The sequence below is a fragment of the Clostridium grantii DSM 8605 genome, from assembly GCF_900129965.1.
In the GTDB taxonomy this organism is placed as follows: Bacteria; Bacillota; Clostridia; order Clostridiales; family Clostridiaceae; genus Clostridium_AF; species Clostridium_AF grantii.
In genome coordinates this window covers 64038-83524 of record NZ_FQXM01000018.1, presented here as the reverse complement: position 1 = coordinate 83524, position 19487 = coordinate 64038, and the positions used below count along the sequence as shown (strand labels likewise).

Genomic DNA, 19487 nt, shown 5'->3' with positions numbered 1-19487 from the left:
GAAGCTGTTATTGATATTTATATTGGGGTTAATCCTAATATAATTTAGTTAATAATACTGGTAAAATCTTTTGGCCAAGGGTTTACATATAGTTTTGAATAATTTACAATATAAAGAAGTGGTATCGAATTTTTCATCTAACTTCTGGAGGTTAATTATGTCAAGTAAAAAAATCAACTTTTTTATGATAATATTATTAGTTGTATTAAATATGCTATGGTTATGTTCTTTTGTCTATTTTATCATCTTTAATAATATGTATAATATAATTATTATTTATATTATGGGTTTTGTAGTTATCTTAAAAAATAATATACGTGCATATAATAATTTTCTGAATGAAAAATGAGTTACTACAATAGCAACTCATTTTTTTAATATCCTGTTTTATAAATATTCAAAATTTCTTCTCTAGAAATTTCTCTATAGTTATTAGATAGCAATCTCTGTTGATTTTCTATAACACTATCCGTAAAATCTACAATATCACTTTCTTTCATTCCATATTCTCGTAGTGATTTTTTGTGGAATATCTCTTCTAAAAGCTTTCCTAATGCTTCTATAGCAGCTTCATCTTTTACCTTCAAGATATCACCAATAATTTTATTTAAGTCTAATATTTTTCCTAAAGAAGAATTTTCATTATATAACTTCAATACTCCAACCAAAAACTGATAATTTGCTTCTCCATGAGCAACATGATACATACCACCTAATGGATAAGCTAGTGCATGAACTGCTGCAACTCCGGTATTTCCAAAAGCAATACCTGCAAAATTACTTGCAATCACAAAATTATCCATAACCTTTGCTATATTTTCTTTTCCACTGTCCAATAAATTAACATACCCTTTTAATATTAATTTTATCGCCTCTATAGCAAACATATCAGTATACATATTTGATTTAGGTGATAAAAATGATTCTATTGCATGGACTAGAGCATCGATTGAGCTAAAAGCAAAAACTTTATAAGGAAGTTTTTCTAGTAATTCTGGAATTAAAACTGCTTTGTCTGGAAAAATTTCATCAATTCCTACACCCATTTTTGTGTTTTTAGATTTTATCTCTGCTACTGAAAAATTAGTTACCTCACTACCCGTTCCACATGTTGTTGGAATCATTACTAATTCTTTTTCTTTCACAAAGTCTATATTTTTTTCAAATATATCCACAGTATTTGAAATGTTTTTTAGCACTAATAACTTAGCTATATCTAGAATTGCTCCCCCACCAATAGCAATAATTCTGCTATAATCGTACTTTTTGCTTTCTTCAATAACTTTATCTATTACAGAATCACTAGGTTCACCATCACCGTATCTTTTAGGGAATATTACATTCAGCTCTAAATTTAAAGGACTAACATAAGCATTATATATTGATTCACTAACAACTAATAAATCATCTTTGTTTAAAATAAATTCTTCTGTGAAATCCTTAAACTTATTGAATTTATGAATTTCAGGCATTAATCTAAATAATCTCATAGCACTCGACTCCAATTTAATTTAAAATTATTTTGCTACACTCAATATAGCTTCTTCTAATACTGATAATCCATATTCTAGTTGTTCATCTGTCATAACTAAAGGTGGTAAGAATCTAACTACATTTGAAAAAATACCTGCACTAATAAATACTACGCCCTTTTGCAAACAATAATCGCAGATTTTTCCTACAATTTCTTTGTATGGTTCTTTAGACTCTTTGTCTTTAACAAATTCTACTCCAACCATAGCACCTATTCCTCTAACATCTCCTATATAAGCACATTTTTCCATTAATTCATTCATTCTACCTTTAATAATTTCTCCAATTTCATTGGCTCTTTGGCAAAGGTTATCTCTTTCAATTTTTTCTAGAACTTTTAAACCAGCAACACAAGCAACCGGATTACCACTATAAGTTCCTCCTATAGATCCTGGTATAGGTGCTTCCATTATCTCTTCTTTACCAACTACAGCACTTAAAGGCAATCCCGCTGCAATAGATTTTGAAAGAGTTATTATATCTGGTTCTATATCAAAATTTTCACTGGCAAATAACTTCCCTGTTCTTGCAAAACCAGCTTGTATTTCATCCACAATAAATACAATATTATTTTCATTACATATCTTTTGCAGTTCTTGTAAGTATTCTTTTGGAGGAACAATAAAACCGCCTTCTCCTTGTACAGGTTCTACTATCATAGCCGAAACTGTATCTGGGCTTAATTCTCCTTTTAATAAAGTTCTTACCCTTTTAGCACATTTCAAACCACATTCAGGATACTTAGCATCACTAAATTCACATCTATAACAGTTTGCTGAAGGAATTTTAAAAGTATCTGTATTAAATGGAGCAAATCCATCTTTGTATGGTTTAACTTTACTTGTCAAAGTCATAGCCATATAAGTTCTTCCATGAAAAGCATTTTCTAAAGATAATACTATTGGTTTTCCATTATACTTTCTTGCTATTTTAACTGCATTTTCTACAGCTTCTGCTCCACTATTTGCAAAAATTAATTTTTTAGCATAATCTCCCGGAGTTTTTTCAACCAACTTTTCAGCAAGTTCTACATATGGTTCGTACATACAAACATTAAAGGATGGATGAATTAATTTTTCCACTTGTTCCTTAACAGCTGCAACCACTTCATCATCACAATGTCCAACATTTTGAACCCCTATGCCTGCTGCAAAATCAATAAATACATTACCATCAACATCTTTTAATAAGGCTCCCTTTGATTCTTCCACAAATAATTTGCTACTAACACCTATTCCTCTTGCTACATACTTTTGTTTTTTTTCAAATAATTCTAAAGATTTTGGTCCCGGAATTGTTTCTGTAATTATTTTTGCACTTTTCTCATTTATCATAATATATTCCCCCTAATTATTCTGCATCTAAATTAAATTCATGTACTCCAAAATCACTATATGATACTTTTGCCCAAGCATAAAATATTGCCCCCAAAATGCTCCACCCAATAATTATTACCCATTCATATGGCCATACTAAAGCTGCTGGTGCTCCTGGTAAGTATAATATAATTATTAATCCACTTAAGATGACTGCCATAGTACCAACCGCTTTCCCACGCTTTACTTTATATGGTCTTGGCATATTAGGCTCTTTCTTTCTTAAAACTAAGAATGATATAGAAACTATTAAATAAGCTACAACTATTGTAAGTCCGCCTGCATCAACAAGCCAAACTAGCATTTTTCTACCAAATAAAGGTGCTACCATAGATAATACCCCTATTAATAATATTGCATTAGTTGGAGTTTTGTACTTTGGATGTAACTTTGCTAAAAATGATGGTAGCATTTTAGATTCTGCCATACTATAAATAGCTCTACTTCCTCCTACAAAGAAAGAATTCCAACTTGTTATAATTCCACCTATACCACCAATTATAAGTATTTTAGAAGCTAATCCACTACCATTAAATACTGCCTTCATAGCATCAGCAGTTACTAATGATGATGCCTCCATAGCTGCTTTATCTAAAGCTAGTGAAACTCCAATAATTATCATAATGTACCATACAATAGCCATAACTACTGATAAAACAAGAAGTTTTCCTATTTTATTAAATGGCATATTTATTTCTTCTGCTGCTTGTGGGATTACATCAAATCCAACATACATAAATGGAGTCATTACTGCAACTCCCAATATTCCTTTCATTCCATCAGTAAACAAAGGTTTCATATTCGCTACCTCTCCATTTACTAAAGCTCCACTAAAGAAAGAAATTCCAATCAATGCAATCAATATTGTTAAAACCCCTTGTAAAAAAGCTGCAGGTTTTACTCCTAAATAATTAATAACTGTAATAGCTATTGAACTTATTACTCCTACTAAAACCCAAGTAAAATAAACATCATATCCTGCTACAGTATACATTTTTAATTGAATGTAGTTAGGAAATAAATATTCAACTACTGTTGGAAATGCCACTGCTTCAAAAGCAACAACTGAAACATATCCTAATATAATAGCCCATGTGCACACAAAAGACATATTGGCTCCCAATGCTCTATGACTAAATACATGCTCTCCACCACATTCTGGCATTGCTGAAGTTAATTCTGCATAAGTAAGACCTACAAATAAAACCATAATTCCACCAAATAAAAAAGCAACTATTGAACCTAATGTTCCAGCCATATTTACCCAACTTCCTGCTAGAACTACCCATCCCCAACCAATCATAGCCCCAAAAGCTAAAGCAAAAACATCTTTTCTAGACAATACTCTTTCAAAATTACCTTTTGACATAACATCACCCCTTATATGAATTTCTACCCCTTACACTGCATTTTTTTATTAATATATAAGCTATATCTGTATATATTTATTGATTTAATAAAAAATGCACTGTTTTCTTATTGATTTAAAGTTTAGCATACAGTTTCTACTTTTGTATATGGACATATGTACAAATAAAATTGTTTTCTTGTACAACCCCTTTATTTTCTATATAAAATAAATTTTTTTTGTAAAACAAAAAGGAGTTTATAGAAAACCCCTTTTACTTTGTATAATTTATTATTGCTATAATAAATTTCTCACTTTAAAAGCCATATTTAATTTCACACGATGATCCATATTCCCAAAATCACAATGTAGTATTTCTTCAATTTTTTGTAGCCTATATCTAAGAGTGTTTTTGTGTATAAAAAGTTTATTTGAAGCTAAATTTATATTACAATTCATATTGATAAAACATTCTAATGTATCTACTAAATTAAGTTCATTAGATTTATCACTTTCGATTAATGGTCCAATAGTACTGCATAAATACTCTTCCAAGATTTTATTATTGTTTATCCCTAGTAATAAATTATATAAACCTTGTTCTTCATAGAATAATATATTTGAATTATTTTTTTCATATTTTATAATTTGGATTGATTCTTCTGCTTCCCGATAACTATTCCTCATATCTTTTAAATCACTATAAGCTTTTCCTATTCCAGTACTAAAAGAAAGATCCTTAATTTTTTTATTTAATTTTATATTTATTTTATCAATAATTAATTTTATCCAATCTATACTGCCATCCTTTGCTTTAAACATAAATATAATTGAATCATTTTTTTGCATAGTAACAATACTTATACTATTTTCTAAGAAACTATCATATATAATTCTTTGTAACTTGTTTTTTATATCAGTTATTATATTTTCATTCTTAATATTTTTTTCTTTAATATACTCTGCAAAATTATCTATATCTATAATTCCAACTCGATTCTTACCTGATAAATCATGTCCATATTGATTTGCCCTTTCTAATAAGTTATCTTCAGCTTTAATATCACTAAATAAAATATTTTCCAGTAAATTATTTAAAGATTGTCCTTCTATTTTTTTCATTATTATAGAACTGCAAATTTCTCTAGAAATATCTAATAGCTTGACTTTCCAAGGTAGTTCAAATAAAGGTAATTGCAATTTATTTGCAATATCAATAGAGCTCTGGGGAATTGTAGGAATATATTTACCTACATTTATAATAAGTCCTGATATATTTTTTTTATTTATTTTTAATATAAATTCATTTAATAATTCTTCACTACCTTTTAAACCAACACCAGTAATAAAAACAAGTTCTCCTCCATAAAGCCAGTTTGCTGCTTCTCTTGAATCTTCAAAGCATTCAGCTACATACACCCAAGTCATAGTTCTGTCCAGTCCTTCTTCTCCAGCAACTACTTTAAGAACTTTTAATGATGGTAAAGATATAATATCCTTGCATCTTACAAACATAAGTCACCCCACTTTATTCCTTACTTATTAATGCATTATTCATATATTTTTAAAATCAAAAACAAGATGGTATAATTATTATTTCAATAATAATTATACCATCTTGTTGTCAAATTATCAATTTTTAAATGTTTTATTGATGTTTTCTATTATTATACATGCTTATTTTAATAATTAAAGAATTTCATATGATTTTAATACAACTGATATAACAGTATATCTTTCTAAAATTATTAGAAAATCAATAATAATTTTATATTCTCTATATTATAGCTTTTTAACCCTTAACCGCTCCAATCATAGCACCTTTAGCAAAATACTTTTGAATAGAAGGATATACAAGAATTATTGGTATAATAGATACTATGATAGTGGCATAAACCACTGTTTCAACCGAATAACCTTGAGATGTCATCTCAACAGCATTATTAAATTCTTCAACAGCATTCATTTCAACAATCATTTTTCTTAATAAAACCTGTAGTGGTATCTTATTTTCATCTTTTAGAAGAATCATTGACCAAAAGTATCCATTCCATTTACTAACAGCATAAAATAATGATACCGTTGCAATGCCCGGCTTAGCTAGTGGAAGATATATTGACCATAAAATTCTAAAATCGCTACCACCGTCAATTTGTGCTGACTCTTCCAAAGAGTCAGGAATTGATTCAAAATAAGTTTTTAAAAGAATAACATTAAAAGCTACAATTGCAAAACCTATAATAGGCACTGCTCGAGTATTATATAAACCAAGAGATCTAAAATTTAAAAACTCTGGAATTGTTCCTGCCTTAAACCACATTGTTAATGTAACTAAAATAGTAAAGAATTTGCGGCCTACTAGCCTTTTTTTACTAAGCGCATAAGCTCCTGTAATTGAGAAAAACATGCAGGTAGCAGTTCCCACAACAGTATAGTAAATTGTATTAGCATAAGCTATCCACAAATTAGGGAAAGTAAGTACCTTTTTAAATGAATTGAAGTGTATTCCTTTAGGAAATAATACTACTTGCCCTGCGGACACTGCATTTCCTTGACTTAGTGATGCTGATAATACATAAACGAATGGATATAAAGCTATTAATGATATTAATGATAAAACTAGAATATTTATTGTATTAAATATTCTTTCCCCTTTACTACTCTTCATATTACCCCTCCTACCATAATGAATTTTGTGTAAACTTTTTGCTCAATCGATTCGCCCCATATACTAAAACAAAAGCAATTAAAGCTTCAAATAAACCAACTGCTGCTGCAAGATCATATTGAGCATTAACTAAGCCTGTCCTATAGACAAATGTACTAAGAACATCTGCGGTTTCAAATGTTGATGGATTATATAACAAAATAATTTTTTCAAATGAGAGATTCAATAAATTCCCTATAGCAATAATAAGCATAATCATTATTGTTGGAAGAATACCTGGTAATGTAACATGTATCATTTGTTTAAACTTATTACCTCCATCAATTTTTACTGCTTCATATAATTGCGGATCAATAGCAGATAATGCCGCTAAAAATACTATTGAATTAAATCCTGCATCTTGCCAAACATTCATAGAAACAAATACTCCTCTAAAATATTCAGGCTTAATAAGAAAATACACCCTATCGAGTCCAATTTTCTCCATCAAAATGTTTATAATACCTGTGGATGGAGACAAAAAATTAACTACAATACCTGCAATGATAACTGAGGATATGAAATGTGGTAGATAAATTGATGTTTGTATAAATTTCTTAAACCTCATTATTCTTATCTCATTAATTAACAAAGCTAGGATAATTGGAATCGGAAAACTCACTAATAACATAACTCCATTTAATATAACGGTATTACCAAAAGTTCTAAGGAAATAAGGTCCATTAAAAAATGTAATAAAATGTTCGAATCCTACCCACTTACTTGCTTCAATTCCCTTAAAAATATTATAATCCTTAAAAGCAATTTGCAATCCATATAGTGGTTTATATTTAAATAATATAAGCCATATAATCATAGGTGCTAACAAAACATATAATGCCTTATCTTTCTTAACTTGAGTCCAACTTTCATTAAATTTAATCATAACCTTTTCATTCTTAGCTTTAATCTTTCTCATAAATATTGTATCTTTCAAGCATATCAACCTCCTTATAGTTTTCTTTACACCCAAACTATAACACCATAAATACCTATAGTAAATCTACACTATTTTATATTATCTTCAAAAATTAATAAGATTGCTTATACTGTATACTTTATTTAATATAACTATATATTTTTTAAATTTTTGTATATTAATCTCTTAATATCAATAGCTATTAAGTTCTTTTGTAATACTGACGTGCATACTCTCCTGGCGATATTCCCTCATACTTCTTAAACATTCTAATAAATGAATTTGCATTATTAAATCCTAATTCACTGGTTAAATCTTTAATCTTAATATCTGGATCTAACTCTAATCTATACTTAGCTTTTTTTACTCTATATTGATTTAAAAAATTCTTGAAATTTGTGCCTGTAACTTTTTTAAAAATAGTACAAAAATAACCCGAAGAAATATTGAGATAATTAGCTACATGTTCCAATGACAAATCTTCTTGATAATGATTTTCTATATAAGATGTCATCATTACCAAAATTTCTTTATCTTTAGATACTGTTTTTTCATTTGCTAGTTTACCATAACTAATAAAAATATCTCTAACTTCACAAATATGGTCTCTACTAATATCTTTGTTATATAAAAGTAACTTGTTTATATCCACCTTTTCTTTAAACTTATCCTTTAATGTTATCTTTTGTTCTACTCTCCTCAAAGTATTTACTAAACTAATTAATAAACTTGCTTTCTCTCGAACCTCTAAGTTACGTTCATTAAAGTTAACAACAATAATCTCATTAAATAATAGATTTATTTTTTCTAAAACACCGTTAATAGTGGCATTAAATAATTCTTTTTCCATATCTAAAGTATAATAGAATAATTCATGAATATTATTACTAACAACATCCTTTATTGAGAAAATAGCTCTTTTATCATAACTTTGTCTATACTCAAATACAGATTTAATATTTTGATAAGATACTTGTAGTTTATAAATTGTTTCTACCTGTTCACCAATACCCATAACAAGATTAGCTCTTTCATCCAATTCAATAGCATTAAGTATTTTTACTAAATATGCCCTAACTTGATTTTCATCAAGTTCTCCCAATATCATTGCATAAGCGTTAGAATTCAATTCAATGAGTTCAAAAGATAACCCTTCTATAGTCATTAAGTTTTTAATGATATCCTTGACTTTGGCTCGGACATTAGCTCTTGCATCGCTTAAGAAAGTTGCTTTATAATCTTCCATTTCTTCAATAACTATATATACAACCCTGCAAGGTTTCAAAAATGTTTCTAGATTATATTCATCTATCTTAACTTGTATCTGTTTTTTACTAATTATACCCGAAAGACATTCCCTAAAAAATTTAGTTTTTAAGTCCACTTTATTGTTTTTAATCATATCTTTTAGTTCTTTATTTGCTTTAATCATATCATTGGTCATATTCTGTATAAACTTAAATTCATCCATTGATTCTTCTTCGCCTTCACTAAAATTTGATATAACTGCACCAATTGGTTTATATATTGATTTAGTTATAATAATAGCAATTAAAAAACCAACTACTGTGCTAGCTAGAAATATTAATGATGCTAATAAATACTTACTATTTAAAGAAGAATTTTGAATATATGGACTTGTTATTATATACTTAAGATCAGGATATACACTTGAAGTACGTAGCAAATAGAACACATCATCCAATATTACATACTCTTTTTTGGAATCACTTATTTGTTTTGCTATAACTCCAACCTGGTCATTTCTTCCTTCCATATAAAAATTAAAGGATGTGAAATCATCATCAGTTTTGAGCATTTGCGCATTAACACAAGAGAATATAATTAATTTTTGTTCTTTATTCATACGATTTTTCTTTAAAATATGGATTTCTTCGTAGGACTCATTAGCTATAATTATAGTTTCATTAATATTATCTTTTTTATCATAAAATTCGTAAACCTTTGCAATCATTTCTTGTGTAAATCCAATTTCATCAAAATAAGCATCTGTTTTTCTAGTACTTTGATTACTAATAACAAAATCGTCTACTAATTTAGTTATTGCAATTCTTCCACCCATATCACTAAATACAGACATGTCTGTCTGAAGTTTATTATAGACTTTAGTAATGGTATAATAATCTTCATTTGTAACAATATAATCTTTTATATATTCATTAAGAAATAGTGTATCTGTATATTTATTAAGACTCCAAAGTCTTTGGTCTAGATTTTTCACGATTTGATCGGCTTGATTTACTATATAATTGACTTGTTGAGTTTTTAAACTCTTTTTATTTTCATATACAAAATAGCTAGTCATTGTCATGCCATAAACCAGTGTAAATGTAAAAAATATTATAAATAATTTTTTAAAATACTTTCGTTTTATCATAATTTTCACCTACTATTGAAATTGAAATAAGGAGACTAAGTCTCCTTATAAACATTTCATACTTGAATAATAAACATTTTAAATGTATATATTTATTATATCATTTTATTATAATCTATCATATGCAGCTTGATATATTTGTAATAAATCTTGAAAACCAAGATCATCTAGAGTTTTAATATATTTATCCCATCCTTCATCAACAGATTCTGCACCAAGAACCCATTTCTGATGTGCCTCCATCATATATGTTGTAATATTTGTATAAATTTCATCAAATTTCTTTTGTTCTTCTTCATTAAAAGATATATAAGGGAATGGTTCAATAAGATAATCTCCATCCGTATACATATTAACACCTTTTTGAGCTACTTCATTATATGTTTGAAGCTCATATGAAAAATCTTGATAAAATCCTATTGGTACTTGAGCTCCAATTTCCCATAATTGATTTTGAACACTTGACTCACCATTAATAATTTCATCTTTAAATATTGGCTTACCATCTACCATGTCATATTGAACACCTTCGATACCAAAATTCATTAACCTACGGCCTTCTTCACTAAACCAAAAATCAAAATATTTTATAGTTTCAACTTGATGTTCATTTGATGAAGTAATTGCCCATCCATCAGGTTTAACTAAGTCACGGTTAAATTCTTCCCATGATTTTCCATTTATATCAGCTGGTGGTGCAATAGGTTGGAAACTAAACCCTTCAATTTCTGATGCTAAATTATCATTGTATGCTGCTGTTGAACCAAACCAGTCATGAGTAAATCCACCAATATTATTACCTAAAGCTATATCTCTAGCTTTTCCACCACGAGTGTAAATTTCTGGATCAATAAGTCCTTCATCATACCATTTAGCTACATTAGAAATACCTTCTTTAAACTCTTTTGAAACAAGTCCATGCTGTACTTTTCCATTTTCATCAACATAGAAATCTGTTTTTGCACCCCAAAAATGTGCTAATCTTGTTGCTTCATTATCTTTAAAATTTTCACCAACGTGACGTGTAAAATATGGGATCTCGTCTTTAACTCCATTACCATTTGGGTCATTGTTAGCAAATGCAGTTAATACATCATGTAATTCATCTACATTAGTAGGTTGTTGAAGTCCAAGTTTATCCAACCAATCTTGACGAATATAATATCCTTTACTTACTCCTCCATCTGGAATATATGGTACAAAATACATGTGCCCATCCGGACCAGAACAAAACGTTTTCACATATGGGTGCTCATCTAAAAATGCTTGAAGATTTGGTGCATGTTCAGCAATTAAATCTTCTAATGGTACAAAAGCTCCTTCTAATCCGTATTTAATGAAGTTATCTCTAAGATCATTTCCTTCAACAATATCAGGTAAGTCACCAGAAACCATAAGTAAATTAAATACCTCTTTAGTGTCAGTAGCTGATGATGGTGCAACACCTTTTAAAGTAATATTTGTTGCTTTAGCTGCTTCTTTGAATACTGGCCAATCTTCACTATAAACATAAGCATTTCTAAAATGCATATGCATTGTAAGTTCTAATGGTTCTTGCACAGTAGTGGTATCCCCATCTGATTTTGCACCTTCATTAACATTAGCATTGTTTTTAGTTCCACAAGCTGCCAAAAGAAATGTTGTAGCTAGTAATAATGATAAAATTTTCTTTTTCATTGTATTACCCCCTATGTTAAATTTTATTATAAAAAAAATATAATACATTTATGGATACTATAATCAAGTATTTAAAATGATTGCTTGTTATGTGTTGTCCACAAATTAACCTTATCACTCTAACTTAAGATTTTCAATCTTCATAATTTCATCTTAATATGCTTAAATTCATTTCTTACTTTTCATATACATAATTTAATATTATTTTGTAATGTTAAAATAAGTATATAAAGCTTCAACGTAATAGTAATCTCCCCAACTAGTATATTCTCTAGCTCCTTCATCTCTATGATACATACCTTCTCTAAGAATACCCATTCCAACTTTAGGGATATTATTTTGATATCTATTAGCTAGTATTTGTAATAATTTAATTGCACTATTTTTAAATTTAATACTCAATTCTTCACTTACTACATTTGAAAGTTTCAATAAACCAGATGCTGCTGTACTAGCTGCTGAACTATCTCTTATATCTGGATTATCATCTGTAAAGTTGAAATCCCAATAACAAATATCATTTTCAGGCAAATTTTCTATAAATACATTAGCAGATTTAATTGCTGCTTCTAAAAATTTTTCATCCTTTGTATAGTAATAAGATTTATAAAACCCGTATAGACTCCATGCTTGTCCTCTAGCCCATGTAGATTCGTCACTAAATCCTTGATGTGTTGCACCATAAAGAGGTTTTCCTGTTGCTTTATCCATATAATAAGTATGGTAGCTACTTCCATTTTCTCGTAGAAGTGTCTTACTGCTAATTAATGCATGGTTATAAGCTGCATTATAATACTCATCATCGCCTGTTAACTCTGTAGCAAGATACAATAAAGGTAAATTCATCATACAATCTATGATTATTCGAGTGGAAGGTTCATCAGATTCCATTGGCCCCCAAGCTTGTATGTATCCACCGTTTTTACGATATCTTTTCATTAATTTTTTTGCAGCATCTAAAAATAATTTTTTGCTATCTTCATTGTGAGTATATTTATAGTCATAATATGCTGTTAATTCAAACAAAAAACCAATATCATGGGTAGCCATGTGTCCTTCATAGCATCTTTTAGAAAATGAATCTAAAACCCACTTTTTATTTTTAATAAAATATTCATCACCAGTTAATTCATAAGCCAAATATTGTTGTCCCGGATAAAAGCTTGCTGTCCAAAGTTTATTTTCCACTTTTGGATATATTCCATTATCACTAACATGTTGAAATCTATCTTTATAAAACTCAACATTTTCACGTATAACTTTTAGACTATCTTCAAGTGCTATCTTTAAAACACTATCATCATCATATTGATACTTTCCTGCTAAAAATTCATCTCTTTTTTTAGTTTCAAATAGCTTCCAACAGTTTTCTTCATTTCCATATCTAATTTGGTAATAATGTACTCCTATAGATTTAGCTGCATGGTAATCACCAAATGCATCCCCAATCATTAATATTTTATTAGGATCATAACCTTTCTGCATAATCAAACTCAAGCAATGGCTTTTTGAACCAAGCTCTTGACTGGCAATAAATTGAATATTTTCTAATAAAGAAACTTCCTTCCACTCTCTATAAATAGCATTATAATTGGCAGATGATACAACTACTATGTCAGCATAGCTTTTAGCATTCATAATGGCTTCTATTGATTCATTAAATACTTTGTCTGAAATATACTCATCCTTTAGTTTAGCATTTACAGCATTTGACCATTCTAATACTTTTATCATCATTGGATCATGGCTTTCTGTTATAAACTCTAATAAACTTTCGTTTTTATGAATATCTGTTTCAGCTAACCATTTATTAAATAATTTAGTGTCATATCCACAATCAATTGATTCAAAAAGTCTCCCTAATCCTAAGAATCGATTAATCCCTCTACTTGGGTACTCAAGATTAATTTCTTCCCATAGTTTTAGTATTTTTCCATCTTTATTCTCTATTTCAAACACCTTTAATATCAATGGGAAAAAGTAGTGTCTGTGTTTTATTTTCATATTATTAAAAACACAACCATCTGAATCAATTGCAATTAAAAATTCTTTATTTTTTTTATAATCTGATAAATTTTTATACATATTCATTCTCCTTCGTATTTGTTAATGGCCATTGACCTAATGGCTTTTCTCCTTCAATTAAGATTTTTGCAAGAGCATCTAAATTTCGAGGTGTTGTGGCTAATGTTACTATTAAATTTTCACATCCATCATAGCTAGATAATTTATATGGTGTATTTGATACCACAATTATTGGTGTTGACTTTCCTTGCAACTCTTTAACTAAGTTATTATTAGATGTTCTAGATCTAACATAAAAGTTTGTCATAACAACAATGTCATACTCTTCTACTTTGCTCATAACATTTAGTCTATCTTCCTCATTTGCCATATATTCAATTTCTATACAATCAACATTTGCACCTAACTTTAAAAATCTGTTATATAAATAACCATAATGCCAATACTTATCATTAGGTACATTTTTATTTAATTGCTCAACAATAAGTATTTTATCTTTTTTATCTATAGGCAAGGTAATATTAGTTGAATTATAGATCGGAAGGATAGACCTATAAGCAACTTCACTTCCAATATTTGTTTTCTTAACTTTTTCAATAACACTTTCAACGCATATATTATTATTCAACTTCCCATTAAAAAAACCATACTCTTTTTTCATTTTTAATATACGCATTACTTTTTTATCAAGCTCATCTAAAGTAATTCTATTTGTCAATACAAACTGTTTAATCATATCAATAGTATCTTTTACCATTTCATTCTCAGCTTTCATTAGAACCAAATCACAACCGGCCTCAAGTGCCATAGCACATGCATTAGCTACACCATACTTTGTTGCTAGCGCACCCATAGTCATACTATCCGTTGTTATAACTCCTTCATATCCTAGTTCTTCTCTTAATAATCCAGTAACAATTTTTTTAGATACAGTAGCTACATTATCTGGATCTATTGCGGGATATATACTATGAGCAATCATAATTGATGGTAATAAGTCTTCCTTAATTAATTCCACGTATGGTAACAGTTCTCTATTCATAAGAGTTTCCTTATCTACATCAATAACTGGCAATTGATAATGAGCATCTACATCAGAAGCTCCTCTACCTGGAAAATGCTTACCTGTAGCAATCATTCCAACTTCTTTAAGCCCTTTACAAGTTGCTTTTGCATACTCTGTAACTACAGATGCATCGTCTGAATAAGCTCTTGTGTAAATTTCGGGATTTTTAGGTTCTACATTAATATCTAACACTGGTGAATGTACGAAGTTAAATCCAACTGCCATACTTTGTTCTGCCATTGCTTTAGCTACTTCATATGCATATTTCGGGTTGCCTGTTGCACATAATCCCATTGGTTTTGGAAATAACTCAACCCCACCAAAATTGAAATCCGCACTTGTACCACCTTCTTGATCAAAAGAGAAATGTAGTGGTATACCTAAAGGTCTATCTAACGCAATTTGTTGAAGTTCATCTAAAACTTCTTTATAGTCATTTGCATTTAGATAAGCTGGGGAGACATTTTTTATTTTATCTTTACATTCTACATTTACAATAACTTCCCCTGTTATAGGATCTACATAATTACCGAACTTCCTAAAAACTGGAGATAATCTAAGCCCTCCACAATGATATTTTTTTATATAATCATATATATGTTTTCTTGGCAATGTCCCAGCAAATCCAAGAGTTAGTAAGCTACCTACTTTTTGTTCTAAACTCATTTTTTCTATTAACCTTTCTAAATTAAGTTCCATTTTCAATCCTCCTCAAATATTATATTTAAACTATATCAATAAATTTGCCCTATTGAAATCTACAAAAATTTAAATAGATATCCATTTTTTTAAAACTTATTATTCAATTTCAAATGTTGTATAATGTATATATGTTTTCCCTTTGCCAAGATAAAATAATTATTATCATTATCTATAATTAGTATGAGGAGGTCATACAATGAAACCACTTATAAAGTATTTCAAAAAATTTATTTGGCTATTTGTCATAGCTATTTTATTTTTAGGTATTGAAACAATTTCAGATCTGATGCAGCCACTTTTATTATCAAAATTAGTAGATGAGGCAATCTCAACTATGGATATGAATCTAGTCCGTTATTACGGCTTACTCATGTTATTGGCTACAGCCATAGGCCTTATTGGAGCTCTTATGAGAAATTGGATATCTACCTATGTATCTTATTTGTTTGCCAAAGAATTAAGAGAAACTTTATTTGAGAAATTACTCTCCTTATCTATAACTCAAGTTGAAGAAATTGACCGTGGTTCATTAGTAACTAGACTTACCAGTGATATCAACTTTGTTCAGCAGTTCGTAAATGGAACTATGAGAATATTGATGAAAGCCCCTTTGTTGGCTATTGGATCTTTTTTTATGGTGCTGAAACTTGACTCTCGTTTTCTAAAAGTTTACCTTGTAATGGTTCCCATAATCTTTTGTATAACCTTTATTCAAATTAGACTTGGTTTCCCACTTTATTCAAAAATACAAAAATCAGTAGACCAAATTAACCAAAAAACCATGGAGTTTTTAGGTGGAATTACAGCAGTAAGAGCTTTTGATAGATTTGATTATGAACAAGAAACTTTTATCGAACTTAGTGATGATCTAAGAGATGTAAATACTAAAACCTTGCGTATTATGGCTATTTTTAGTCCAATCATTATGCTCATTATTAATATGTCAATTGTGTATGTCATATATTTAGGCAAAGATTGGGTCTTCTCTGGTGAAATTGGAGCTGGACAAATTATAGCTTTTACCAACTATATGACACAATTCTTTTTTGCAATGTCAATGATTTCTAGGGTATTCAATATTTTTGTTCGTGCTAAATCCTCTGCTGAAAGAATAAATGAGATATTTGATATGAAAGCTGATGTACAACTTGGAGAAATCTTAGAAAAAAATATAGCTTTAAAAAGTAGCTTGAGATTTGAAAAAGTTAGTTTTCAATATGGTAATGGACGACCTACGCTATCTAATTTAAATTTTAATATAACAGAAGGTGAGTCTATTGGTATACTAGGTGCTACCGGTGCTGGTAAAACCACATTGATTCAGTTAATGAATAGAATCTTGTTACCAACAAAAGGTGAAATTTATATTGGTGATACACCTATTAAGGACATACAAAAAAAATCTTTAAGTGATTTGATGGGTTATGTACCACAGAAAACTGTTTTGTTTACTGGTAGCATTTTAGAAAATTTGGAGTGGGGAAAAAGAGGTTTGTCGATAGATAATTATAAAAATGCGCTTAATGAAGCAAGTGCTCTTGATTTTGTTGAAGCAATGCCACATAAATTAAATACCAAGCTAGGTAAAAATGGTGTCAATGTATCCGGAGGTCAAAAGCAAAGGCTATCTATAGCACGAGCCTTGGTTCATGAACCTAAAATTTTACTATTAGATCATAGTACTAGTGCTGTGGATGTAATTACAGAAAGATATATCAAAGACCAACTTAAAAAACGAAAAAATATGACATTATTATTAATTGCCCAAAAAGCATCTTCTGTAAGAGACCTAGATAGAATTATGATTCTTGAAAATGGACAAATTACAGCCTTTGATACCCACCAACAATTACTTTCATCATCTGAAATATATAAAGATTTATATGAAGCAGAGATGGGGAAGGAGAAACCTTATGCCTCAACAATATAAACAAAAGAATGATGAAAAAAATATAGGAATCAATAGGGCTGCTGCACGATTTGGTTCCAAAATAAAACCTAGAAATTTAAAGGAAACGGTACTAAGATTATTAAAAACCTTTGGTAACCAAAAATTATTGCTATGTATTGTAATTATTAGTGTTTTTATATCAACAGGTGCTTCTTTATTTGTACCTTTAACCATAGGTAAGCTTATTGATTTTATTTCCTACAAATTGTTAGATAAAATCAATTTATATATATTAATATTATTAGGATTATATATTTTATCAGCATTTTTCAATTGGTTTTCTGAATTCCTTGTGGCAAAAATATCTCAAAATATTGTTAGTAAGTTAAGGCGCGAGCTATTTTACCAACTGGAAAAATTGCCTTTGAAATATTTTGAAGAAAACCCCCATGGCGATATTATGAGCCGTTTCACTAACGATTTAGAAGCTGTGAGTAGTGTGGTAAGTCAATCCACAATTACATTATTTAGCAGCGTTATAACTGTTATTGGATCAATTGTTATAATGATAAATTTAAACTTTATCTTAACAATAGTTGTTATGTTTAGTGTACCTTGTATTGTCCTTTTATCAAAAATCATTGCAAAAAAAACAGTTTCCTTATTTAAAGGTCAGCAAAAATCAATTGGAGCCATAAACAGTATGGTTGAAGAATCTGTTAATGGACTGGATATTATTCAAAGTTATAATCAAGAAGAACATATATTACAACAATTTAAAAAAGCTAATGAAGATGCTTTTATTTATGGAAAGTCAGCTCAAATATGGAGCGGTTTACTTATGCCTTTAATGAATGTAATTAATAATTTTACCTTTGCTATTATTGCATTCTTAGGTGGATACTTAGCCATACAGGGCATTATTACCATAGGTATTATTGCAAGCTTTATTGCTTATTCAAGGCAATTTATTCGTCCATTAAATGAATTAGCCTTTACTTATAATAGCTTGATGGCCGCTATAGCTGGCGCTGAACGTGTATTTGAAATCTTAGATGAAGCTATTGAAAAAAGGAATACTGATGGTTTGGTAAAGCCCTTAAAAGGGTCTGTGTCCTTTGAAAAAGTTTCCTTCGGTTATGATAGTAAACAAAAGGTATTAAAAGATATTTCTTTTAATATATCCAAAGGGCAAAAGATTGCTATAGTAGGGCCTACTGGTGCTGGTAAAACCACCATGGTGAATATTTTGACCAAATTCTATTCACATAATGAAGGTAATATTATTGTGGATGATGTAGATATTAAAGATTATGAATATTCTTCATATCTAAAACAGTTTGGAATTGTACTACAAGATTCATATCTTTTTAGTGGTACTATTTTAGAGAATATCCGTTATGGTCAACCTAAAGCAACAAAAGAAGAAGTATATGAAGCCGCTAAATTTGCTATGGTCCATGAAATTATTATGAAATTGCCAAAGCAATATGATACTAAATTAACTTATGGAGGGCTAAACCTTAGTCATGGTGAACGACAATTAATAACAATTGCCAGAGCTGTTCTAGCAAATCCCTCTATACTCATACTAGATGAAGCAACTAGTAGTGTTGACTTAAAAACTGAAAAACAAATTACTCAAGCTATGCGTAGAATAATGGAAGAACGTACAAGCTTCGTTATTGCCCACAGACTCAGTACTATAAAAGACGCCGATTTGATACTTGTCCTTCAAGATGGACAGATTACAGAACAAGGCAACCACGAAAATCTTATGAAGAAAAATGGTTTTTATGCAAAAATGATTTTATATCAATAGAATAACTAATCAAAAGACCATTT

The 19487-nt window shown here is 29.3% G+C and carries 12 protein-coding genes; 2 read left to right on the top strand and 10 right to left on the bottom strand.

Going from position 1 to position 19487, the window contains the following annotated elements:
- Positions 1–374: 374 nt before the first annotated feature.
- The 10 genes from BUB83_RS14745 to BUB83_RS14695 all read right to left on the bottom strand — a co-directional run bounded on the left by BUB83_RS14745 (position 375) and on the right by BUB83_RS14695 (position 15748).
- Positions 375–1490, bottom strand: a complete 1116-nt coding sequence (locus BUB83_RS14745; protein WP_073339257.1) for a 4-hydroxybutyrate dehydrogenase — start codon at positions 1488–1490, stop codon at positions 375–377.
- A 27-nt stretch (positions 1491–1517) separates the two neighbouring features.
- On the bottom strand, positions 1518–2867 hold the full coding sequence (gabT, locus tag BUB83_RS14740) for a 4-aminobutyrate--2-oxoglutarate transaminase (protein ID WP_073339255.1): 1350 nt from the start codon (positions 2865–2867) through the stop codon (positions 1518–1520).
- A 16-nt stretch (positions 2868–2883) separates the two neighbouring features.
- Entirely contained in the window at positions 2884–4278 is a 1395-nt protein-coding gene (locus BUB83_RS14735; protein WP_073339254.1) for an APC family permease, read from the bottom strand.
- Between the two features lie 276 nt (positions 4279–4554).
- On the bottom strand, positions 4555–5772 hold the full coding sequence (locus tag BUB83_RS14730; protein WP_073339252.1) for a PucR family transcriptional regulator: 1218 nt from the start codon (positions 5770–5772) through the stop codon (positions 4555–4557).
- 277 nt (positions 5773–6049) lie between these two features.
- Entirely contained in the window at positions 6050–6925 is an 876-nt protein-coding gene (locus BUB83_RS14725; RefSeq protein WP_073339250.1) for a carbohydrate ABC transporter permease, read from the bottom strand.
- 10 nt (positions 6926–6935) lie between these two features.
- Positions 6936–7901: an ABC transporter permease gene (locus BUB83_RS14720; protein WP_242950689.1), complete on the bottom strand. Its 966-nt coding sequence runs from the start codon at positions 7899–7901 to the stop codon at positions 6936–6938.
- A 184-nt stretch (positions 7902–8085) separates the two neighbouring features.
- Positions 8086–10281: a helix-turn-helix domain-containing protein gene (locus tag BUB83_RS14715; RefSeq protein ID WP_073339248.1), complete on the bottom strand. Its 2196-nt coding sequence runs from the start codon at positions 10279–10281 to the stop codon at positions 8086–8088.
- A 108-nt stretch (positions 10282–10389) separates the two neighbouring features.
- Positions 10390–11958: an extracellular solute-binding protein gene (locus tag BUB83_RS14710; protein WP_084133588.1), complete on the bottom strand. Its 1569-nt coding sequence runs from the start codon at positions 11956–11958 to the stop codon at positions 10390–10392.
- 201 nt (positions 11959–12159) lie between these two features.
- Positions 12160–14043 carry a glycoside hydrolase family 88 protein gene (locus BUB83_RS21330; protein ID WP_159434095.1) on the bottom strand — a complete coding sequence of 628 codons (1884 nt, stop codon included), beginning with the start codon at positions 14041–14043 and terminating at the stop codon, positions 12160–12162.
- On the bottom strand, positions 14036–15748 hold the full coding sequence (locus tag BUB83_RS14695) for a glycoside hydrolase family 3 protein (protein WP_073339247.1): 1713 nt from the start codon (positions 15746–15748) through the stop codon (positions 14036–14038). The genes BUB83_RS21330 and BUB83_RS14695 overlap by 8 nt, the downstream gene beginning before the upstream one ends.
- Positions 15749–15947: 199 nt before the next feature.
- On the opposite strand from BUB83_RS14695, the gene BUB83_RS14690 reads away from it, so the two are divergent.
- On the top strand, positions 15948–17681 hold the full coding sequence (locus tag BUB83_RS14690; protein ID WP_073339245.1) for an ABC transporter ATP-binding protein: 1734 nt from the start codon (positions 15948–15950) through the stop codon (positions 17679–17681).
- Positions 17665–19464, top strand: coding sequence for an ABC transporter ATP-binding protein (locus BUB83_RS14685; RefSeq protein ID WP_073339244.1), 1800 nt, complete (start codon positions 17665–17667; stop codon positions 19462–19464). The genes BUB83_RS14690 and BUB83_RS14685 overlap by 17 nt, the downstream gene beginning before the upstream one ends.
- Positions 19465–19487 lie beyond the last annotated feature (23 nt).